16 protein-coding genes and 1 pseudogene are annotated in these 24,524 nt (G+C 30.8%); 16 read left to right on the top strand and 1 reads right to left on the bottom strand.

Going from position 1 to position 24,524, the window contains the following annotated elements:
• Positions 1 to 227: 227 nt before the first annotated feature.
• Positions 228 to 2,009, top strand: a complete 1,782-nt coding sequence (locus JOC59_RS07525) for a hypothetical protein (RefSeq protein WP_205144186.1) — start codon at positions 228 to 230, stop codon at positions 2,007 to 2,009.
• A 222-nt stretch (positions 2,010 to 2,231) separates the two neighbouring features.
• Here the strand turns inward: JOC59_RS07525 and mscL are convergent, their stop codons facing one another.
• Entirely contained in the window at positions 2,232 to 2,600 is a 369-nt protein-coding gene (gene mscL / locus JOC59_RS07520) for a large conductance mechanosensitive channel protein MscL (protein WP_205144185.1), read from the bottom strand.
• A gap of 188 nt (positions 2,601 to 2,788) precedes the next feature.
• On the opposite strand from mscL, the gene JOC59_RS07515 reads away from it, so the two are divergent.
• The 15 genes and pseudogenes from JOC59_RS07515 to JOC59_RS07450 all read left to right on the top strand — a co-directional run bounded on the left by JOC59_RS07515 (position 2,789) and on the right by JOC59_RS07450 (position 24,159).
• A complete protein-coding gene (locus tag JOC59_RS07515) occupies positions 2,789 to 3,388 on the top strand; it encodes a hypothetical protein (RefSeq protein ID WP_205144184.1) in 600 nt (199 codons plus the stop codon).
• A 12-nt stretch (positions 3,389 to 3,400) separates the two neighbouring features.
• Positions 3,401 to 3,613 (top strand): hypothetical protein, encoded by a 213-nt coding sequence (locus JOC59_RS07510; RefSeq protein ID WP_205144183.1) that lies wholly within the window; start codon positions 3,401 to 3,403, stop codon positions 3,611 to 3,613.
• The gene (locus JOC59_RS09475; RefSeq protein ID WP_205144182.1) at positions 3,614 to 4,312 is read left to right on the top strand and encodes a CPBP family intramembrane glutamic endopeptidase; all 699 of its coding nucleotides are present in this window, start codon (positions 3,614 to 3,616) and stop codon (positions 4,310 to 4,312) included.
• Between the two features lie 22 nt (positions 4,313 to 4,334).
• Positions 4,335 to 7,151 carry a DUF3427 domain-containing protein gene (locus JOC59_RS07500; protein WP_205144181.1) on the top strand — a complete coding sequence of 939 codons (2,817 nt, stop codon included), beginning with the start codon at positions 4,335 to 4,337 and terminating at the stop codon, positions 7,149 to 7,151.
• A 125-nt stretch (positions 7,152 to 7,276) separates the two neighbouring features.
• Positions 7,277 to 9,478, top strand: a complete 2,202-nt coding sequence (pcrA, locus tag JOC59_RS07495) for a DNA helicase PcrA (RefSeq protein WP_205144188.1) — start codon at positions 7,277 to 7,279, stop codon at positions 9,476 to 9,478.
• Between the two features lie 21 nt (positions 9,479 to 9,499).
• Positions 9,500 to 11,503 carry an NAD-dependent DNA ligase LigA gene (ligA, locus tag JOC59_RS07490; RefSeq protein ID WP_205144180.1) on the top strand — a complete coding sequence of 668 codons (2,004 nt, stop codon included), beginning with the start codon at positions 9,500 to 9,502 and terminating at the stop codon, positions 11,501 to 11,503.
• 17 nt (positions 11,504 to 11,520) lie between these two features.
• The gene (locus JOC59_RS07485; RefSeq protein WP_205144179.1) at positions 11,521 to 12,666 is read left to right on the top strand and encodes a CamS family sex pheromone protein; all 1,146 of its coding nucleotides are present in this window, start codon (positions 11,521 to 11,523) and stop codon (positions 12,664 to 12,666) included.
• Between the two features lie 125 nt (positions 12,667 to 12,791).
• Positions 12,792 to 14,873 (top strand): CDP-glycerol glycerophosphotransferase family protein, encoded by a 2,082-nt coding sequence (locus tag JOC59_RS07480; protein ID WP_205144178.1) that lies wholly within the window; start codon positions 12,792 to 12,794, stop codon positions 14,871 to 14,873.
• Between the two features lie 154 nt (positions 14,874 to 15,027).
• Positions 15,028 to 16,128, top strand: coding sequence for an acyltransferase (locus JOC59_RS07475; protein ID WP_205144177.1), 1,101 nt, complete (start codon positions 15,028 to 15,030; stop codon positions 16,126 to 16,128).
• Positions 16,129 to 16,130: 2 nt separating this feature from the next.
• Positions 16,131 to 18,593, top strand: a complete 2,463-nt coding sequence (locus JOC59_RS07470) for a CDP-glycerol glycerophosphotransferase family protein (protein WP_205144176.1) — start codon at positions 16,131 to 16,133, stop codon at positions 18,591 to 18,593.
• Complete coding sequence (locus tag JOC59_RS07465) at positions 18,586 to 21,129, top strand: CDP-glycerol glycerophosphotransferase family protein (protein WP_205144175.1); 2,544 nt, start codon at positions 18,586 to 18,588, stop codon at positions 21,127 to 21,129. Before JOC59_RS07470 ends, JOC59_RS07465 begins: the two co-directional genes overlap by 8 nt.
• A gap of 423 nt (positions 21,130 to 21,552) precedes the next feature.
• Positions 21,553 to 21,807, top strand: a pseudogene (locus JOC59_RS07460) (DUF5776 domain-containing protein); the annotation flags it as partial.
• A gap of 6 nt (positions 21,808 to 21,813) precedes the next feature.
• Positions 21,814 to 22,002, top strand: a complete 189-nt coding sequence (locus JOC59_RS09555) for a DUF5776 domain-containing protein (RefSeq protein ID WP_375792756.1) — start codon at positions 21,814 to 21,816, stop codon at positions 22,000 to 22,002.
• Complete coding sequence (locus JOC59_RS07455) at positions 21,999 to 22,487, top strand: glycoside hydrolase family 73 protein (protein ID WP_311734481.1); 489 nt, start codon at positions 21,999 to 22,001, stop codon at positions 22,485 to 22,487. The genes JOC59_RS09555 and JOC59_RS07455 overlap by 4 nt, the downstream gene beginning before the upstream one ends.
• Before the next feature lie 322 nt (positions 22,488 to 22,809).
• Positions 22,810 to 24,159 (top strand): glucose-6-phosphate isomerase, encoded by a 1,350-nt coding sequence (locus tag JOC59_RS07450; RefSeq protein WP_205144173.1) that lies wholly within the window; start codon positions 22,810 to 22,812, stop codon positions 24,157 to 24,159.
• The last annotated feature ends 365 nt before the right edge of the window (positions 24,160 to 24,524 follow it).

Genomic DNA, 24,524 nt, shown 5'->3' with positions numbered 1-24,524 from the left:
GGCGCTTAAAGACATATTTATAAACTTCAAATACTGATATCACTTGGATTCAATTTATTTTGTCCAAGTGGCTAACTTGTTATTGAAATTTTCGAACAACATTAAACCCTATAAATAAGCAAACTAAAATATATCAATTACAACCAAAAAATAATTTACGGGTACAAACAAATAAAAAGCTATATATTAGTAATTTTGATTCCATTACTAGTAATCAAGTATTACTTATGCCAATTGATAAGAAAAAACAACCATATTTTAAAGTTAAAAAAAATATGCATATAGGTTATGTTAAGTTAAGTAGTTTTAAAAATATTCATTTTTTGAATATCAAAAAAATGCTTGCTCAAAATACCGTCATTAAACTTAAAACTAATCAAGGCTACAGTACTAACCGATATGGTAAGTACATGTTATTGAAAAATACTAAGTTAGCTAAGTCTGAAGACGCGTTTATAAGTAATAATATCGTCACTTTGATGACTAGTGCTAGGAAAAAGCAAACTTATTACCAAATTAACATTAAGCAACATAACTATTTAATATTAAAAACAAAAGCAATGAAATTGGTTAATAAAATTATTAATGATGATTACACAGATATTAATACTGATACTACCTTAAAGCCTGATACAACGTTGTACCAATTTAAAGGTGATGATGATGATTTTAAGATAAAAGTAATTAGAAAAATAAAAAAAACTGATTTAAATCAATATACTATCCAAGAATTAGCAACGGTAAAAGAAGCTAATGGAACATTAAGCAAATATTATCAAGTTAAAGATATTAATACTAACAAAGATTACTATGTTCTTGAAAACCAATTAGGTGATAAATTTGAAAAAATTGACAATACAACTACGACGATTCTAGATAATCCACTAGATATCACATCATTAATAAATCCACCCACTGTTGATAATATTGATGCACCTAGTTATATTAAAGCACCAGCTGAAGATACCAATGCTGATGCAAGTTATTCAACATCGCCAAATTTTAATACTAAACCTGGACACTATGAAAATAAAGTAAATACTTATGCTTCCACATTAGCGATAAATATGCAACCAGCTACATTAAAAACTAGCTTATTTTTACCTACTGCTAGTGCTGAAAGTGATGATCAGACAAGTAATGGGTTAGGAAATGTGAATGGGTTTAAAAATGTGCAAGCGGTAACCTATGATGGACAACAGTATATATATATAATGGTTTCTTATGGGGCGGGGACAAATAGCGGCCGCATTATAAGGTATGACTTAAAGGCCATTAACAATGATCAGGTAAAGATTGGTGAATTAAGAAAAATTGCGTACAAGGCATATCGTCAATTACGAACTGGTAAAGAAATTGATTGGAAACGCTATAAAAAATATATGAAGGTTGGCCCCAAGTTAAGAATTGGACATGGAGAGACGCTTGCGTATGATACGATAAATAATAATTTATGGATGATGGTTGATCAACAAAATCCAGATAAAAAATATACGCAAAAGGAGAGCGTCTTACAAGAAATTAATTCAACGACTTTAACGCCCAAGTATACAATAAACTACACAACAAAAGATGAAAACGGAAAAATTATCAAGCCCTTGCATAATTTGACTTTTGATAATCGTGGCAATTTTTATTCATACGTTTATCAAAGGATGAATCGAACGACAGGTATCAAAATATATCAAGGCCAAATTGATGAGCGCAATCATATGCTTCAACTGAAATTAGTTCAAGTTATTAAACAAAATATTGGCACTAATAAGCAAGGAATATTTTTTGATCCACTTGAAAATGAACTATATTTAGAATCTGATGATACGTTAATGAAAATGCCAGTTAATAAATTAGGAAGCTTAACAGCGAGTGATATTGGCTATTTAGTTTTTAAAACAGCAAATGAAAATTCAACGTATGGTCGAGAATGGGAAGGTGGCTTTTTTACACCAAGTGGACAAGGGTACATTTTAATGAACAAAGGTGTTGAGTTATTGGCATTAAATAAATAATTAGTTACTGAATTTTAAAATAAGATATTAATTTATAAAGATAGGTCATATCATTAATTTGGTGTTGGACTATCTTTTTTTTGTTTTGATCTCCCTTGTCACATTGATTGTGTCTAGATGTCTTAAAAGGATAAATAGTTTTTGTGATACATGTAATTAAAAAAGCAACTAACTCAAAATACGAATTAGTTACTTATTAGTTACTTAAAAGAGTAAATTACATTATTTATTTTTTAATAAATCACGAATTTCTTGTAAGGTTTCAAGTTCAACGTTTTGAACGACTGCTTCCTCTGGTGCTTGCTTTCGGAAGAACTTATTGACAGCTTTAACAATCATGAATAATACAAAGCCAGTAATGATAAATGAAATAAGTGCTTGTAATACTAAGCCAAATTTAAACGAAACTTTACCAAATGTGTATGTAAGTGCACTCAAGTCAATCTTAAACATGAACAAGTTAACAAGTGGCATAATTAACCCAACCGATAGCGCTTTAACAACAGCTGTTAAAGCACTACCAATGATAACCCCAATTGACAAATCTAATATATTACCACGTAATAAGAATGTTTTAAATTCTTCTAACATCGTTGACCCCCCTAGAATAATAATTTACATTAAACATAATAGCATACTTATTATAGTTAGACTATTGAAAATACTTTAGTTAGCTAAAATTTTAGTAAAAAATGGTTAACTAATAATGATACAATTGATTAAATAGAATTGGACTGTTACGGTAAATAATATTAGGACAGAAATTCAGGTAATTAATTTTGAATGATTTAACAGAAAAAATAAATAAAATAAAAGTTAATAAGCAATTAGTGGAAATACAACATTTTTGTAATCCTAAAACTTTTACGGTTGGCTACATTAGCCAATTTGATGAAACAACAATTATTGTAAAGACGATTGATCCAAATGGTAAAATCAATGGAATTATTATTATTGAACGAAAAAATATTGTAACAATCAGTGAAAATAGTAGCTATTTGACGGCAATAAAAATTAAAGAACAATTAGCGAAAAAGCAAGGTTATTATGATATATGGCAAATTCAAGAAAAAATGCAAAATTTAGTACAACATGTTTCTCAACCAATCATGGCGGCAATCTTAGTTAAAGCTTTGGTTAATAAAATAGTTTTAACAATTGGCTGGACTGATGAAAATCAGCAAGATACAGAAGTTACCGGTTACTTAGACGCAGTGACAGATGATGAAGTTAGGCTAATATATACTGATGAGCATGATCTAGAAAGCTTGTGGATTGTGCCAATTAGAAGAATGAAAATTAATTTTATTAGGCTATATTCATTTCAAACTTATGAATATCAACAAATATTGCGGATAGTATTCAACGAAAAATTTTAATGAGGATGTAAAATGCAAAAAGCAATTAAGTGTAGTTTAAGTGGCATAATTATGGTGATATTCAGTCTAGCTAGTTTAGCAAGTATCAAATTTCATTGGTCAATGATGATCACGATAAGTGTTTTTATTTTTATATTTATTATTAGTAGTTTATTGATGACGTTTGTTGTTATTTGGTTACAAAAGCAAAATGCTAGCCACAATAAAAATAGTGAGGAAGCATAAGTGAAAAAAAAAGCAGAAGATTTAAGTATAATAACGAGGATTATTATTTTTTTGGGATGTGTCCTATTAGTAATTATTTGTCCATTAATTATTCAAATTGGATCGTTAGTCAATAATCCAACCATCAACGTGTTAGCACCATTTATATATGTGTTAGCATACCTATTAATTGGTTGGTTAGCATGGAGTTTTTTAAAACCTAATTTAAAGCTACCACAGTTTACACGGTTTACAAGTGACGAAATAAATACGATTTTTAAAACAGTAGGTCTTATTTATGTTCTTAACTTTATTTTTAATTTGTTGGCACAATACTTATACCAAGCAACATCAACACAAAACCAAAAAAATATTGAGTCGTTACTCTCGATTAATCATTTGGTATTAATTGTGTTTTCACTAACAGCTGCGTTCATTGCACCATTTGTGGAAGAATTTATTTTTCGTGGGCTAGTTATTAACTATTTTTTTGTTAATAGTAATTGGTGGATAAATGTTATTTTAAGTGGAATGTTATTTTCATTAGGGCATGCTAGCACGAATATTGTAAGCTTCATATTATACGCTACGATGGGAAGTGTTTTGGCGTATATTTATAAAAAATCAGGCAAGATAAAATTGTCGATAGCTGTCCATATGGTTAATAATACAATAGCAATGTTACTAACAATATTAACAATTTTTGGCGTTTTAAAATAAGGTAGGTTGATTGAGGTAAATAATGGAGTTAAACGAAACTAACAATGATAATATTAGCTTAATTACAAATCAGCAAGGGATCACGTTACTAAAAAACTTAAACTATTATCTACTAAATAGTTTAAGTTTTATTTTTGCCGTTGCCTTCATTACTGAAGCTGGACTTTTAATGCTTAAGACACAACTTGCAACATTGGCCAAGCATAATGTTCACGGTAAGATAATTACATCGACATATTTAAAATTTAATCATCCCAAGATTTTTACTGAATTAAGTAAACTCACAAATGTAGAAGTACGTGTGTTGGATGAAGTACCTGTTCATATGAAAGTATATGTATTTGAAAGACCTAATGAACGTGTAGTGATTTTAGGCAGCGGTAATCTAACTGCTAATGCTTTAGTAACTACTGAAGAATGGCATACGGTTACTAAGCTACCAATTAATAATCAATTTAACCAAGCGATAGAAATGCGGTTAACACAGCTTTGGCATATGGCTAAGCCCATTTCAACTGAATGGATAAAATATTATCGGCAGGATTGGTTACCACAACGACAAGGATTACTGACAGAAGATTATGTAAAACAAGATTGTGTAAAACAAGATTGTGTAAAACAAGATTGTGTGAAACCGAATAATATGCAAGAAAAAGCATTACAAGCAATTGAAAAATTACGGAGCAACCATGTTAAAAAAGCACTGGTTGTGTCGGCAACTGGAACTGGAAAGACATATTTAGCAGCTTTTGATGTTCAGCAAGCTAAGGCAAAAAAGGTCCTTTTTATAGCACATCGCGAGCAGCTATTGCAACAGGCAAAATTAACATTTATGAACGTGTTAGGTAACAATCCAGCTGATTATTATATTTACCTAGGAGAGCAACGAGCAGTACCAACAAAGGCAAAATATATCTTTGCTAGCATTCAAACATTAACTAGGCACACCAATGATTTTGCAAGGGAGCAATTTGATTATATTTTAATCGATGAAACACATCGAGCAATCGCACCATCATATCAGCTTATTTTAAATTACTTTAGACCTAAGTTTTTATTAGGACTAACGGCAACGCCACAAAGAACGGATGGATTTAACGTCTACGAACTATTTGATTATCACTTAGCCTATGAAATAGGCTTAAAAGAAGCTTTGGCGGCTGATATGTTGGTTCCGTTTCACTATATTGGTGTAACTGATTATGAAATAGATGGTCACTTAATTGATGATATCACTGATCTCAAACATTTAGTCTTGGATGAGCGTGTAACATATATTATTGAAAAGGCAACATATTATGGTTTTTCTGGAGAAAAATTACAAGGATTGATTTTTGTTAGCCGACAACAAGAAGGCGAAATATTAGCTGATAAGTTAAGCCAGCTTGGTTGGGCAGCTAAATTTTTAGGAGCAAAAAATTCAGCGCAACAGCGAACGCAAGCTGTTAATGATTTAATAAAAGGAAAATTAAAATACTTGATAACAGTTGATTTATTTAATGAAGGAATTGATATTCCTAGTGTAAATCAAATCATTATGTTAAGGCCAACACAGTCAAGAATTATATTTTTACAACAGTTAGGACGGGGGCTTAGGAAAAGCAATAATAAGGAATATGTTACTGTGTTAGATTTTATTGGTAACTATCAGCAAAACTACTTAATACCGCAGGCTTTTTTAACACATAATTTGCACGATAAGGAGCTTTTAAGAAAACAACTTCAACAATTAACATTAGTGGGAACAACGACAATTAATTTTGAAGAAATTGCGGCTAAACAAATTTTAAGGGCAGTCAATAAGACCAAGTTTGATAATCTTAAGCTATTACGAGAACAGTTTATGCAGCTCTTGGATAGATTAGGGCGACAACCAATGCTAAGTGATGTTTTTAATACCAATGTTATTGAGATAAAAGATATCATCCAAAAATATAAAACGTATCCAGAATTTCTAAGAAAAATAAAAGTAAAAAATATCCCAATATTTAAGGATGATGTGCAGCAGTTACTACAATTTATAAGTCAGGAATTGGTAACTGGAACGCGAATTCATGAATTAATTATATTAAAAGCGTTAATTTTACACAAAAACCTAACTGAAGCTACAATCAATAAATTACTTGAGAACTACTTTATGAATGAACAAACATTTTTATCAGTTATGCGAGTGTTAATGATTACGGATTATTACACAAAAGCTGATTTAAAAAAATATGGTGAAAAAAATAAAATCATTTATAAAAATGACACATGGCAATTTAACCTTGAAATAGATGAAATTAGTACGTATTGGTTATTAGACACAATAAATACGGGAATTAAACGTATTAAACAACAATATCAAAGTACAAAACAATTAACGTATCAAGAAAGATATTCAAGAAAAGAAGTTATTCGTAATTTAAATTGGCAAAAAGATTTACCAAGTCTCGATATTGGTGGCTATAAGTATGATAAAAGTACACACACGCTCCCTATTTTTATTACGTTAGATAAACAAAGTGAAGATATCACTACTATTGAGTATCAAAATCAATTTATTAGTCAAAACAGGCTACCATTTTTTAGTAAGCCAAAGCGTACTTTGGCTTCAACAACGGAAGCAGTGCTATTTAATAGTGCAACAAATAAAGTGCAAGTTGAAGTCTTTGTCAAAAAATCAGATGATGAAGGTAAATATTTTTATTATTTGGGACAAGGTACTGTTGATAAAAGCGCAACCAAAGAAACAAAATTATTAAATAAGCGCAATAAGCAATTAGAGCCAGTTGTTCGGTTCGAATTGATATTAAAAAAGGAAGTGCCAGCTGACCTATATCATTATTTAATAAGTTAAAAAATTGTAAATTGCATTCTTATTCGAAGAATAATATTTGGTACAATAATAAAGAGATATGGTCATTAGGTTTGAGCATAATTTTAGGAGGATTTAGAAGCGTGAATAGTGATTTTCTTAGTGGAATGAATAACCAACAGCAAGCAGCAGTTTTGCATACGGAGGGACCATTATTAATAATGGCAGGTGCGGGATCAGGTAAAACGCGAGTGTTAACCCATCGGATAGCATATTTAGTTGAACAAAAGGATGTTGCACCATGGCGAATTTTAGCTATTACGTTTACGAATAAGGCAGCTCGTGAAATGCAAGAGCGGATAGGAATGTTACTTAATGCTGAAGAGGCTAGCGCTATTTGGGTTTCAACCTTTCATAGTTTAGCCGTACGAATTTTACGTCGTAATATTGATATGATTGGCTATAACCGGAATTTTACAATCGCTGATCCAAGTGCGCAAAAGACCTTAGTTAAACGAATTATGACTGATTTTAATATTGATTCACAAAAATTTGATCCTAAGTCGATTTTAGCAACAATTTCGAATGCTAAAAATGAATTAAAATCAGTTGAAACATATACTCAAGATGCCTACGGTCCATATGAAAAAATTGTGGCAAGTGTCTACAAAGAATATCAAAAACAGTTAAAATTAAGTGAAAGTCTTGATTTTGATGATTTAATCATGCTCACTATCGAGTTATTTGAAAAAAATCCAACAATCTTAGAAACATATCAAGATAAATTTAAATATATTCATGTTGATGAGTATCAAGATACGAATGATGCCCAATATAAAATAGTTAATATGTTAGCTCAAGGATACCGTAATTTATGCGTGGTAGGTGATGCTGATCAAAGTATTTATGGTTGGCGTGGTGCTAATATGAACAACATTTTAAATTTTGAGAATGACTATGATGATGCTAAAACGATTTTGTTAGAACAAAATTATCGCTCCACAGCAACGATTTTGGATGCTGCTAATGCAATTATTGAAAATAATAATGTGCGGCGACCTAAAAAATTATGGACTGAGAATAATCAAGGAATGCCAATTACATACTTTCGTGGGCAAACCCAAAATGAAGAAGGATTATATGTAGTAAGTGAAATAAAAAAAGCATTAGATGCAAAGCAAGCAACTTATAAAGATTTTGCTATTTTGTATCGAACAAATGCACAATCACGGTCGATTGAAGAAACCCTGGTTAAGGCTAATATGCCTTATACGATGGTTGGAGGCAATAAATTTTATGACCGTAAAGAAATTAAAGATATTCTTGCATATTTAACATTGGTTACAAATCCAGCAGACAGTATGAGCTTTGAACGTATTATTAATGAACCAAAGCGTGGAATTGGTACTACTTCAGTAGATAAATTACGTAATTTTGCTAATCTTAGTGAATTATCGTTGTTAACTGCCGCAGCCAATGTAGAATTGGCGAGTGATATAACAAGTCGGACGCGTATGAAATTTGCGGAATTTGCTAAAATGATTGAAAATTTTTATCAACAAAAAGAGTTTCTTAGTATTACTGACTTAACGCAAGAAATTCTTGATAAAACTGGCTATTTAAAAAACTTACAAAGTCAAAATAATTTAGAAGCACAAGCTAGAATTGAAAATTTACAGGAATTTTTGACAGTTACTAAAAACTTTGATGAAAAATATGAACCCGAAGATGAACAACGTGATAAATTAACTGATTTTTTAGCCGACTTAGCATTAGTATCTGATTTAGACAAAGATGAGGTAGGCTCAGAACAGGTTACCTTGATGACCCTTCATGCAGCAAAGGGGTTGGAGTTCCCAACGGTCTTTTTAGTAGGGATGGAAGAAGGAATTTTTCCATTATCTCGAGCACTTATGGAAGATAATCAATTGGAAGAAGAACGTAGGTTAGCTTATGTTGGTGTGACGCGTGCAATGAAAAAGCTATATTTGACTAATGCCTATTCTCGTATGCTATATGGTCGAACACAAAGTAATCAAGCCTCAAGATTTATTAAAGAAATTCCACAATCATTAATTGATACAGCTGATAATGGGATAAGTCTTCAAGCGAAACAAGGCCAAATTAAACCGTTACGTAGTACGTATCGCCAACCTAAAATTACTAAGCAAGTTAAAAATAGTACAACCGGTGCAGAAAACAAAACTTGGGTGACTGGTCAAAAAGTAAGTCATAAAAAATGGGGTATAGGTACAGTCGTTAAAATTAATGGTGTAGGAGAAGATATGGAACTTGATATTGCCTTTCCACAACAAGGAATTAAACGTCTACTAGCAGCCTTCGCACCGATTACAAAAGTTAGTGAGTAGATAAAGAAAGGTACTTTGACAATGGATCACAAAACGGAAAATCTAACTCAAGCAAGTGCTTATGAGCGAATACAACAGCTAAAAATAAAAATTATTAAATGGGGTCAAGAATATTATGCTGAGGATGCACCATCAGTAACTGATGATGTATATGATAAAGCTTATGCTGAGTTGAAAATGCTCGAAGAACAGTTTCCTATGCTTAAAACAGTTGATTCACCAACACAAAAAGTTGGTGACAATAACTTAAAAAGTGATTTAGCTAAAGTTAGCCATGCTGTACCAATGTTATCTTTAGGTGATGTGTTTTCACTAGATGAGGTTAACTTATGGTGGTATAAAAAAGGAATTAGCAATGAATATAATCTTGAACTAAAAATTGATGGTTTAGCAATCGCATTAGTTTATCAAAATGGTGAATTAAAGCAAGCATCAACTCGCGGGAATGGATTAATTGGGGAAGATGTTACTGAAAATATCAAGATGATTAAGGCGATTCCGCAAAAATTAACTGAGCCATTGACAATTGAAGTTCGCGGTGAGGTATACATGCCTAAAAAGGCTTTTGCCAAACTTAATCAGGAAAGGGAAGAACAAGGCTTACCAACCTTTGCGAATCCACGTAATGCTGCGGCCGGTTCGTTACGCCAATTAGATAGTACTGTTACTAAGAAACGGCAACTTAGTGCATTTATGTATTATACAGTAGAGACAGATAAGCTAGAAGTAACCACCCAGGCTGAACTGTTAACTAAATTGGCTAACTTGGGTTTACCAGTCAACCAAACCAATCAAGTCGTGCATGATAAAAAAGAAATAGCTAAATTTATTCAGGAGTATACTGGTATACGTGATGAACTAGATTATGGAATTGATGGAATCGTCATAAAGGTTAACTCACTAGCCATACAAAATGAATTAGGAAATACGATAAAGGTACCAAAATGGGCTATTGCTTATAAATTTCCACCTGAAGAAGCCAAAACGGATATTATTGATATTGAATGGACGGTGGGGAGAACTGGGGTTGTTACACCAACCGCAATTATGACCCCAGTTTTATTAGCTGGAACGACAGTAAGTCGAGCATCACTACACAATCCGGATTATTTAATGGCCAAAGATATTCGAATTGGGGACAAGGTCATGTTGCATAAAGCAGGTGACATTATTCCAGAGGTAGGTGTAGTATTGACTGCACAACGAGAGGTATCAAGTGATCCCTATGTAATTCCAAGACAGTGTCCATCGTGTACAAGTGATTTAGTACATATTGATGATGAGGTTGCTTTGCGTTGTATTAATCCAGCTTGCCCAGCCCAGTTAAAAGAGCAAGTAACACATTTTGCAAGCCGAAATGCAATGAATATTGATGGTTTAGGTCCTAAGGTAATCACACAATTACTTAACAGAGGTTTAATTAAAGATGTAGCTGATGTCTATCAATTAGGATATGATGAGCTTATTAATTTAGATAAATTTGCCGAAACAGCGACAAATAATTTATTACAGGCGATTAAGCAGTCCAAAATAAATTCGGTTGAAAGATTAATATTTGGGTTAGGAATTCGTGGCGTTGGTATCAAAGCTGCTAGCCAAATTGCGCAACAATTTGGCGATTTAACGACGATTATGCATAAATCAGCAACAGAAATTGCGCAAATTAATGGCATTGGCATGAAAATTGGTGATGCAGTTGAACAATATTTTGGAAGGATAGAAGCACAAAAACTAGTGACCAAACTACGAGCAGCACAAGTTAATTTTGAATTTAATGGCATTAAAGTTAAAGATGATACGGAGTTTAGTAATAAGCGAGTTGTATTAACTGGTAAGTTAGAAGAAGTAACACGAGCAGTTGCTCAAAAATGGTTAGAAGAGCAAGGAGCAATTGTTACAAATAGTATTTCTAAAAAAACCGATCTATTAATTGTTGGTCAAGATGCGGGGAGCAAATTATTAAAAGCGCAAGACTTAGCAATTAAAATTATTGATGAAAAAACTTTTATAGAAAAAATGCAATAAAAGCTAGGAGTAAAAATATGAGGCAATATAAAAAAGTACTGTTAGGTGTTGCTAGCATAGTGTTAATAATTGTATTAGCAGCTTGTGGGAATATTGATGATAGTTCAAGTAGTACGAGCAGTAGTGGTAAAAAAACGACATCTGTACAAACAACGGGGCAAGTATCAAAAAGTGAATATGCGGGTGTAATCAAAAACGGACATTATTTAACAAGTAAAGCACGGGGACTAACGGCTAATCGGAATTCAAATAGTCTAAATATTACTAGTTTTGAAAATGGTCTATTAGGTGTATCAAAAAGTTATTATTCAACAAGTAATTATATTTTCCAAGAAGGACAATATTTAACAACTGCTAAGTTAACCAATTGGTTAGGTCGTAAGTCTAAAAGTAATCCAACCGGATTAAATCCAAAGGACAATGGTAAAAAAAATAGTAGCCGTAATCCAATATATGTCGAATCGATTGAGGAACAAGATTTTATGCAAAAAAATGGTAACAGTCTTGTTTTAAAGGGAATTACCATTGGAATTGCAATGAATACAATTGACTATTATCAAAAGATTAAGTATGGGGCAACCTATCAACAAACAATCACTAGTAAAGAACGTGTTGCGTATGGCAAAAAAGTTGCTAAGTTGATTGTAGAACGAATGCGTAAAATTAAAAAGATCGGTAAAAATGTTCCCATAACAATCGCAATGTACAAACAAGCAGCTAATGATAGTTTGGTGGGTGGGTCATTCTATGCTAAAACGCAAACTACGTCTAGCAACATCTCAAATTGGGAAAAGATGAACGTTGAAAATAAGGTTTTTCCTGAAATTAGTTCTACCAGTGATTATGCAAGCAATGATAATAAAAGTTTTGAAAACTTTCAATCACAGATTGAAAACTATTTCCCTACAATTTCGGATGTGACAGCACAAGCAAAATATGTTAATAAAAAAATTACCGGTGAACAAGTTACAATTACAACGCAATTTTATAGTGAAACAGAGATTATTAGTTTTACTAATTTCATTGCACAAGTAGCACCTAAATTTCTACCTAGTGGTGTTCCTGTAAATATTACCGTTAATTCTGCAAATGGTATTCAAGCATTTTTAAGCCGAAGTAGTACCCAAAGAAACTTTAAAAGCCATGTGTTTAGTAGTTATTAGGCAACAACCTTAATTTAAGAAAATTAAAATAGATTGTAATAAAATCATTATTTTATTACAATCTATTTTTGCGTTATAATGAAAACTATTAGTTAATTTAGAGAAGATAAGAAATGAGAAATGACGTGACAGATCAAACAGAATTACAAGCCAAAAGATATCGCCCTATTTTAGGAATAAAATCATTTATAAATGAAGATGATTATTATTTACTCCAGTTATTTAATGGGCGATTTGCTGAATGGGAAACACCAACTTTGTTATTAACAGTCGATTGGGGTTCAATTTATGCACCTCAGCGAAAGGAAATACAATTACCAATTATTGAAAATCAAGTAAGAATAGCCAAAGCAACGTTACGTGATGTACCGCAAGGAACTAATGTTAAATATACATGGACAGCTTATTTATTTGATGCTAAAAATGTGGAAATGACTAAACAAAAGTTGGGATTTAGAAAAAGGAAAAAACTTGATAAAGCATTAACGTTTATATCAAATGACTTTATCCATCCTATAGTGAATGAAGATAAATTATTTACGATTGAAATTACTAAGAATATAAATAATGATTACTATGTTAGTGCTAAACAAGTTAAATGGTTTGAAAAACAATTACAAGCAGTCATTACTATTAAGCAAGATAACAAGCAAATTGTGGCATATCCAATAGGCCTTTTTAATTTAGAAGATGAATTATTACAACAGTTTGCGACGGAAATTGTTGATGAACAAAATATAAAAGTATTAATTAAAATTGAGACCATAACTAATTTAGTTCAAGATGCTGCTACTTTAAAAATAAAAATTGCTAATTCCTGGCAATCAATCAAAGCCGATTTTGTGCAAAGTCAACTAGGAAGACGTACATACAAAGCAAATCCACAACAATGGATAAATTTGAAATTAGATGTTAATCGACAGGTAATTATTAGTAGTCGCTTTTTTGCAAAACAATTGTATGTTGTGCGTAAAGCTCGAGGCTTATTTTACAAAATTAAAAAAAGATATCATAAATATCGGTTACGGCAAAAAAGAAAGCAAAATAAAAGGTATTATCGAAAATATCAAAATACCCGCTTTGACGAACCAACAATTGTATTTGAAAGCTTTGGTGGTAGGCAATTATCAGATAGTCCTTGGGCTATTTATGAACAAGTTAAACTAAAGCACCCTAATTATAAGTTGGTTTGGTCAGTTAATGACCAGACCATCGCAAAAGCACAAGCACAAGGATTAAGCTATGTCAAACGGGGGACCCTAGAATGGATTAAGTTATTTGCCATGGCTGATGTTTTAGTGGTCAATGCAAGACTCCCGTTATGGCTGCCTAAAAATTTAGAACAGCTTTATTTACAAACTTGGCATGGAACGCCATTAAAGAAATTAGGAACAGATATGGCTCGTGTTCAAATGCCTGGGACAAATACACGCCGTTATAAACGCAATTTTACTTCAGAAGTTGCCAAATGGGATTTATTGATTAGTCCTAATCGATATTCAACTAATATATTTCACCAAGCTTTCAACTTTAATAAAAAAGTTTTAGAAATTGGTTATCCGCGCAATGACAAATTATTTTTGGAAAATAATGTTGAAAATATTGCAGGTTTAAAAGAAAAATTAGCAATTCCACAAAATAAAAAAGTTATTTTATATGCGCCAACGTGGCGTGATAATCAATTTAAAACGATTGGCGAGTATACATTTGAGCTACCATTTGATATGAAAGAGCTTCAGGCAAGAATGGGTGATGAATATGTATTAGTTTTAAGGATGCATTATTTAATTGCTAATAAGTTAGACTTAACTGGCATGGAAGATTTTGTTATTAATGCGTCCGATTATTCAGATATTAGTGATCTATATTTATTGAGTGATGCTTTAATTACAGATTATTCGTCAGTTTTCTTTGACTATGCGATTTTAAATCGGCCAATCATTTTTTATGCTTATGACATTGATGCCTATGGTGACGAACTTCGTGGCTTTTACATGGATTATCATAAAGATTTACCAGGCCCAATTGTAAAAGATACACCAACATTAATTCAGGCAATCAATATGAGTCTAGGTGAGGATAATGGATCATTTAAAGAACAACGGCAAAAATTTAATGATTTATTTGTGATTAATTCTGAAGGGACTGCTAGTCAACAAGTTACCAATGTAATTGCTGAGTATATCACAAAAGAACGTAAAAGGTAGAGTAAATAGGAAGGAAAGAGCGATAGGAAAACCTAAAAGGAGTACTATCGTTTTTTTGTATTTTATAAGATAATTAAATTATGTGAATTCAAAACGATATTTTTTGATAAAATATCTTAAAATAACTATAAGTTAACGAAATATGAGGCGTAAAATGGCAAGTGTACAAATAAAAAAACGTAAATCTAATATTGAATTACTGAGAATTTTCGCAATTTTATTAATTATTATAAATCATCTCTCATTACATACACCTTGGAATGTTGAGAAAACAGCAAATGTCGCAAGGTTAACCACGCAATGGTTAGCATCAGGTGGTCGTTTAGGGGTTAACATTTTTGTTTTGATAACTGGTTATTTTTTAATTAAAAGTCGTTTTAAATGGCGGTCATTAAGTAAATTATGGCTACAAGTTTGGCTGTATGCTGTTGCGCTATTTTTTGTATTTCGGGCAATGGGTGAGCCTATTTCTTATAATCAATTGCGAATTTCTTTTTTACCAATTTTTTATAATCAATGGTGGTTTATTACAGCGTATGTCATTATGTACTTATTTGTTCCATTTATAAATAAATTTATTTTGAGTTTAACTAAAAAAGAATTACGGCGGTTTTTAGGATTGACGTTAATTGTAGGTTCAATTTGGCCGACATTGGCACCTAAAATAAGTATTTATAGTGATGTTACTTGGATGATATTTGTGTATATTATAGGTGCTTATATCAGAATTTATCCAGAAGATTTTAATAAAATCAAAACACGAACTATTTTAATTTATTTTAGTATGATAGGAATATTAAGTGTTTGCTCAATTCAACTTATGAATTGGTTTAATAGTTTACCAGCTAATTTTTTGGTTAAGCTTATAAGAAGTATTGGGATAAGTAATACACGTCTTGCAAATGCACCAATGAGTCCGTTATCACTAAGCTTAGCAGTGCTAATATTATTAATTTTTTTACGCTTACATATCCCATATAGTAAGTTTATTAATACATTAGCTGCAAATGTTTTTGGTGTTTACTTACTACAAAGTAATACTATTAGTCATAAGTGGTTGTGGCGAGTTGTTAATGCTCAACAGTTTACTGATGCTTGGCAGATTTTAACATATGCGATTTTAATTACGATAATTATATTTAGCGTGGGATCACTAATTGTGTGGTTAACTAACTTTATTGTGAAACCCCTTGAAGAATTGATATTTGGATCATTTGATAATTATCAGCAAGCAAATATAAAAATAAAGGAATAGATATGGAGAAAAAAGTCAAAAAGATTGTCATAGATAAAATTAAATTTGATACAAAGCTAAGTTTAATAATTTTAAATACTAAAACAATTTGGCCTAAATATGGCCAAATTAGTGTTAGTTCATTGAAAATGCCACAAAGAGAGTTCAATTATCAAGTTAATGAAAGTAATGAATTGGTAATTGCAGCAAAACAGCTTAAAGAATATATATTACCAGGGGATTTAATACAATTTAGGATAGTTTTTGAAAAAGAAAAGACGCGCTATGAATATTTACTAATTACTGCAGAAACGATAGATGCAGTGAAGTTAAAGAAAGCTATGGTAACGGATTTTGAGCTGATTGATTTACATGGTTGGCAACATGAATATTTTGATAATAGTATTTTATTTACAGATAATACATTATTAACCATCACTAATATTAAAAATATACAGTTAAAAGCTACAAAAATTGGGGTTGAATTAGCACACTCAAGTTGGCTATTTAAGCATAGTGCTGGAGTGATAACTGGCTTTTTAGGTAACGGGCCTAGTCGTAAAATAATTAATGTAAAGGCAATGTTACCCCAATTAATTTTTGAAATTGAGCAAGATGATCTTAAAAATTGGCCACGAATATTACGGCGGATTTTAGGACTTAATTTACAAATTAATAAATTTAATATCGATATTAATTTTAGAATAAGTGACAGTCAGTTACCAAATTATCAATTAATTGAGCAAAAGCGAATTGACATTAAAGAGACAAAAAAAGATCTTGTTAGTGTAAGTATTCAAAAGGATTACTTAGCAACTAAACTTAACCATCAGCTAAAAACGATGGTGTTTTCAATTGATAAGACCTTGACGGGGAAAACACAATTAACAATGAATGTATCGGCAAAAGATCATTTTGAAATTAGTAAAGTTGTAATGCAATTACGTTCAGATTTATTTACACATAGTGTTGAATTACTAATAACTAAGCAAAAGAAGCTTAAAGGCAATGGAACGGCTTGGCAAGTTAAAGCATTATTAATGATGGATTGGCAAGAGTTTTATTCACTATATTGGGACTTATATTTGTTATTGGATTTTGGTGTGGGCTTGGAAAGAGTAAAAGTTGATAAAGTTGGGCAACGTGTTCAAAGGCGGATAACCCGAAATTACCTTAAATATAGTCTTGTTAATCAGGCAAATAATCAAATTGTTGCACCTTATATTACTTATGGTAAAGAATTGGCTTTTATGATTAGAGACATGGAGGCAGTAGAAACAAAAGGTGCGATGCTAAATCAAAAATTAGCAGAATTTTATTTTAGGTTAACCAAGCGTTTACCGTTTAATAGTAAAAAAATTTGGTTAGGATTTGAAAAATTTTCGATGACAGCTCAAGATAATGGCTATGCATTTTTTGATTATGTTATGCAAAATAATTTATATCCCGATTTTTATTACGTTTTAAGTAAAGCATCACCTGATTATCATAAAGTAAAAGAAAAGTATCCTAAAAAACTCTTAGTGCATGGTACTTTTAAATATTATTTATACTTATTGCGTTCAGAAAAATTAATTGGTTCAGAAATAAGAAGACATGTTTATAGTTTACGTATTCGATCTGGGTATATGTATAATATTATTAAAAGTAAGCAAGCTATTTTTTTACAACATGGGGTTACAGCTTTTAAAAAGACTGATTACTTTAAAAATACACCTAATCGTGGGGGCTTTGACTTAGTAATTGCCACATCTGATAATGAGCGAAGAATTATTCATGATTATTGGAATTATCCGAATGATAAAATTGCAACTACTGGCTTTTCACGGTGGGATTTATTAGTTGATAAAAGTCAGCAAAATACAATGAAAAGTATTTTTGTAATGCCTACTTGGCGAACATGGTTAGAGGACTTACCGGGTGAAGATTTTAAATTAACAGAATATTTTCAAAGATATGAATCTCTTTTAAAAAATCCACAAATTTTAGCCTTCTTGCAAAAAAATAATATGAAGCTAGTCTTTTTCCTACATCCAAAATTTAAAGATTATATTGATAATTTCACAACTATCGATCAAAAGCATTATGTTATATATAAATTCGGGGATGTCTTAGTTAATGAAGAAATTATGAAAGCTTCATTGATGATTACTGATTATTCCTCAGTAGCTTGGGATATGTTTTATATGAAAAAACCAGTTATTTTCTATCAATTTGATGTATCAAGATATTTAGAAACCTGGGGAAGCTATCTTGATATGGATCAGGAATTATTTGGCTTGCGGGCTACGAATAATGTTGAATTATTGGCAGCAATGGAAAAAAATCTCGTTAATAACTTTAAGTTAACTGATCACCAATTAATGTTACATAGGCAATATTTTATTGCAAATGATCATGCAAATAGTGCTCGGATTCTAGCAGCGATAAATGCATTAAATCATTCTAAGGATGATGATAAATTGGAGGATAATAAGCATGTCTGAAAGCTTGAGCTTTGAATTGAAAGGGAACCGGATTATTGTTTCAGATGATGCACAAGCAATTAAAAATGTGTTTGTAGCTAATCAAGAAGTAAACTATAAACGTTATAAAAATAGAATAGAAATTAATTTAGATCAAAATGACTATTTTTTAGATGAAGAAATTAGGTTTTTTGATAAAAGAAAAGAGCTAATAAAATATGATCATGTTCATAAATTAGATGTAGATGTTTGGGAACAAAATGTATTGGTAATTAACAGTTTAAATGGCAATATGACTTATAGTCGGATTCCGGAAGAATTACTTGATGAAACTAAATATGCTAGGGTTTTAAATTTAAATAAGTTGGCTAAAAAACAAAATAAAATTATTATACCGAGTGAAATTGATTTTAATTACAAGGGTCAACAAATTAATGCAAGGATTTCGGTTGAACAGAATAAATTTTTAAACATAGTACTAGATGAAGCAGTGGGAATAGCAGTACTAATCCTCAAAAAACGTAAAAGTTCGGAGTTTCATATTGTTGAAAGTGATAATTTAGAAATAAAGCAGAAAGTAAAATATCGTTTTAATATCAGTAGTTTTTTGCAAGATGAGCTTGAAAACAGTGGTAATGGTAGATGGGACTTATTTTTGCTAGTTTCTAATAATAATATTGATTGGAAATTAAAAAAAGTATACTTTTCAGATGATTTGCCAATTCTTAATCAAGAACGTTATATCCATTTGTTTAGGCAAGATAACCCAACTAATTTTAACTATAAAGGTTTTCAATTATATTTAACAAAAAATCGAAATTTTGCATTAAGTAAAGATACGATGGGCAATTTAATTAAAGAACGATATCAAATTAATCCCGTAATCGAAAATTATCAAAAAAATAAAAATACATTTAAATTGGTTATTAATGTTAATAATTTATCCACTAGCAACTTCAAATTTACGCCCGTTATTATTCAAAGAAATCCAGATGAATTTAATGAACGAATATTGGATATACAGATTGATCAAAAAAATACATCCAAGTTGATTGTATCAACTCAGGTAGTAAAGCTTAACTTAATTGCTTTATATTGGGATATGTATTTAAAGATACAATTAGATGGTGAACAATTTTATCTTAGGGTAGCTAAAGCAACTGAGAATGTGAAATACAAAATTTCGCAACAACCGATACGCCAACAAATCGCAATAAATAATGATATATTTTATCCATATCTAACAAAACGTGGTAGTTTATCGTTTGTATTTAGGCATCGTGAATCTTTTGAAAATACTAAAAACTATTTCATTGAGCACGTGGCATATTGGTATGTTAAATTTTTCGGTAGCCATTTACAAAAAAAACAAATTTGGATTGGCTATGAAAAAATGGCACAATCAGCACATGATAGTGGATATCACTTTTTTAATTATGTATATCAAAATAAATTAAAAGATGACTATTATTATGTAATTGATAAAACTTCACCAGAGTATCATTTTTTAGCAGATAAAAAGGAACGTGTTTTGCCATACATGTCATTTAAATACTTTGTTTATTTATTTGCTGCAGATACGTTAATTTCATCTGATACCCGTAGAAATGCTTATAATCTGTTGCAAAGGCAAACACCAATGGGAAGAGTAATTGCTAATAAAAAATTGGTATATTTACAACATGGTGTGAATGGAATTAAGAAAGTTAAGGATTTTTATAAATCAGCAGGTCAATTTGATTTAGTTATGGCACCTAGTGAATGGGAAAAAAAACATTTGGCAATTAATGAATGGGGATTTGATGATAATGAAGTTGTCGCGACTGGATTACCACGATGGGATGTCATGGAAAATCAACAATCGGAGATTAATTTTAAGCAAATTTTTGTGATGCCAACATGGCGAAATTGGATGGCGGGGATGCCAGATGATTTATTTAAACAATCTGAATTTTATTTGGAATACCAAGCATTTTTAAATAATCCTAGGTTAAAAGACCTATTAAAAGCACATAATGCTAGAATAGCTTTTTTTATGCATCCTAAATTTAAAGATTATATCCATTTATTTGATATAGATACCACGATAATTGATGCTTATGAGTTTCTTGAAGTGCCAATGGATGAAATGATTATGAAAAGTTCATTAATGATCTCTGACTACTCATCAGTGTTATGGGAAATGTTTTATTTAAAAAAGCCAACAATTTTTTATCAATTTGATCAGGAAAAATATCTAACATATGAGGGTTCTTCGTTAGACTTTACTACCGAATTGTTTGGTGATGTGACTTTTTCTGCAACAGAAACAATTGATAAAATTGTAGAATATATTAATAATGATTTTCAGGAAAAAGATGAGTTTGCTAGTATGCGAGAAAAATACTTTAATTTAATGGATAAGAATAATTCAAAACGTGTTTATCAAGCAATCCTAGCAAAGCAAAATTTAATTCATAGTCAAACTAAGTTAGGAATGCCAGCAAGGCAAGCTATTAATCTTTTTATAAAGAGAAAAATACCTTATCTAAAAAAAGTATGGCGTAGATTATTTTAAATAATGATTTGCGTAAGCGATTAGTATCGATAAGTTAATTATGCTATATACAATAGTATTAATACTATTAAATAGATAATGATAAAAAATACAATGTTTTATTTTTTAACTGTGTTAGTGATTAATTAGCAATATACGTGTCTTAAGATAGTCTTTGCCTTTAGGAGGTTAAGATTATCTTTTTTTGGTATTTGATCAGTAAAAATAAATATAGCAGTAGATTGCAATCATCTAGTGGTAATATTTATTTGAAACCGTAATAAGGTTGTAATCTTAAAATGTTAAGTTATCTAATGGTATATTTTTAAAGAAAGTGAAATTATAGAATATAATGAAAAAAATAGTTATCACGCTAACTTTTATTGTAGGGATTATGAGCTTTAATATGACGTATTAGCTAAGTCAGCTAAATACGTCCAAGAGAACCAAAGTTTGATATTAATAAAAAAAGCTAATATTTATAAGTCGACTAAATTTGCTAGTAATCAAAAAATTGGTGTAATGAAAGCTAATACTAAAATAACAGTGAAGCAACTTCAAGAAAGTAGCGGTAAAACCCCTCGTATAAAAATAAATCAGGGCTATATTACTGCTAATATCGATTATTTTATTAACACCAAGAGTAATAAAGCAAAAAATTATTTAATTTTAGCTAATAAAAAGAAAATAATAACTTAAAAAAATATAAACATTTATCAGGATGTTAATTTTAAAAAAAGAATAAAAAAATATAGTGCTTATCATATTTTAACGGTTAATGCTATTGAATGGTCTGATGGGAAAACACCACGCTTAAAGGTTTCAGGTGGTTATATTAGTGCTAATAAAAAGTTAGTTAAAATTTATACAAAAAAAATTATGCAACTAATATAAGTTTTGCTAATCCGACATTAGAACAACGCTTTATTAGTAAATATGCTAGTGATGTTACTAAGGTAACGCGTAAATATGGATTATATGCTTCTGTTCAAATGGCACAAGCAGGCCTAGAAAGTGCATGGGGAACTTCTATTTTATCAATGCAAGGTAATAATTTTTTTGGAATGAAAGGAACTTACAATGGTAAGTCGGTTAAAATGTTAACCGCAGAACATTCAGCTAGTAGGGGATGGTACTATATTAAAGCAAATTTTAGGAAATATCCGACAGCAGAGGATTCATTTGCAGATAATGCTAAGAAACTACGTAATGGACCTAGCTTTAATAAAAATTATTATGCGGGAACATGGAAAAAGAATGCTAAAAACTATAAACAAGCTGCTAAGGCGTTAGTAAATCGCTATGCTACTGACCCTAACTATGCTAAGAAATTAATTAAGATACTTAAAAAGTATGATTTACATCGTTTACTTGACTAATGTAAATAGTAGAGTATAGCAAAGGATAAATGAAACAGGTGGCAAAATGTAAAAAACGACGGAACTTTATAACTTCCGTCGTTTTTTTACTATTGTTAATAGTAATAGTCTACTAAATTAATTAATAATGGCTAAGTTGATGGTCATGAATGGTATGAAAAATTTTGCGTAAAAAAGTTTAATTCTGAACACAAAGTATATATATAAATTGAATATGTTAAGTAAAAAAGAATAAAATTTAAGATAAAAGGTCTATACCTATAGTAATGTAAGCGCTTTTGTATTATAATTTAGCCATCAGATAAATTCAGGAGGCTTTATGATGGCACGTATTAAATTTGATTACTCAAACGTTTTGAACTTTGTTAATGATCACGAATTAGGACAAATGCAAGCAATGGTCAGTGCTGCTGATCAAGAACTACGTCAAGGAACTGGTGTGGGCTCAGAATTCACAGGTTGGGTTAACTTACCAACAGATTATGATAAGGATGAATTTGCTAGAATTAAAAAAGCAGCTAAAAATATTCAAGCAAATTCAGATGTTTTGGTAGTTATTGGCATTGGTGGATCATACTTGGGTGCTCGGGCAGCTGTTGATTTTTTACATGAATATTTTTACAATTACTTACCCGATTCACAACGAGACTATCCACAGATCTTATTTGTCGGTAATTCAATTAGTCCAGCATATCTTAATGACTTAATTAAGGTGATTGGTGATCGTGATTTTTCTGTAAATGTAATTTCCAAATCAGGAACAACAACTGAACCAGCGATTGCTTTTCGGATTTTTAAAGAGTTACTTGAAAAGAAATATGGTAAGCAAGGGGCAGTTAAACGAATATATGCTACTACAGATGCTAAACGTGGTGCTTTGAAAACTGAGGCAGATGCTGAAAATTATGAAACGTTTGTTGTTCCAGATGCAGTTGGTGGTCGGTTCTCAGTATTGACAGCAGTTGGATTATTACCAATTGCAACTTCAGGTGCTGATATTGATCAATTAATGAAAGGGGCTAGACAAGCATCAGAGGATTATGGAAATGCTGATTTGAAAACAAATGGTGCATATCAATATGCAGCGATGCGTAATATTTTATATCGCAAGGGTTATAATACTGAACTACTTATTAATTGGGAACCAACATTACAATACTTTGCTGAATGGTGGAAACAATTACAAGGAGAATCAGAAGGTAAGGATCATAAGGGGATTTATCCCTCATCTGCTAATTTTTCAACAGATTTACATTCATTAGGGCAGTATATTCAAGATGGCCAACGTAATTTAATGGAAACTATTTTAAAGGTGGCAACACCTGTTAGTGATCATATTGTACCTACAATGACAGAAGATTTAGATGGATTAGGATATCTACAAGGTAAAAATATGTCATATGTTAATGATACTGCTATGCAAGGAGTTGTTTTAGCGCATGTTGACGGTGGTGTTCCTAATATGATTGTAGAAATTGAAAAGCAAGATGAATTTTCTTTGGGATATTTAATTTATTTCTTTGAAATTGCTGTGGGAATTTCAGGATATCTTAATGGGATAAATCCATTTGATCAACCTGGGGTTGAAGCTTATAAAACAAATATGTTTGCGTTATTAGGGAAACCGGGTTATGAAGAAAAGACAAAAGAGCTTCGTGCACGGCTAGATTAACCAGGAAAACTTTTAAATTAATATATATAAAGAATTCTTAGTAATTATGTTGAAGGTATTTTTCACTACGTTCACATAACTAAGAATTTTTTGTTTAAAAAAATAAAAAAAGCTTTGCATTATAAAAAATATTTGGTATTATATTTAAAGAGCTTACAAGAAAATGTTTTTCTTAAGCTTAAAAAATATTTATAAGTCAACAAAAAATAAAAAATGTTGACTTATAAATGATTGATGTGTATAATAATTAATTGTTGATAAAGTTAATTTATCAAGTAGATCTTTGAAAACTGAATAAAGTTTTGACAATCAAATGTGTAAGGGTCTTAGGATTTGTACCTAAGATATACAAATTTGCGAATGTC

Source organism: Periweissella beninensis (assembly GCF_016908275.1).
Classification (GTDB): domain Bacteria; phylum Bacillota; class Bacilli; order Lactobacillales; family Lactobacillaceae; genus Periweissella; species Periweissella beninensis.
Note: the sequence above shows the minus strand (reverse complement) of the source record. Positions and strands in the feature narration are given on the sequence as shown.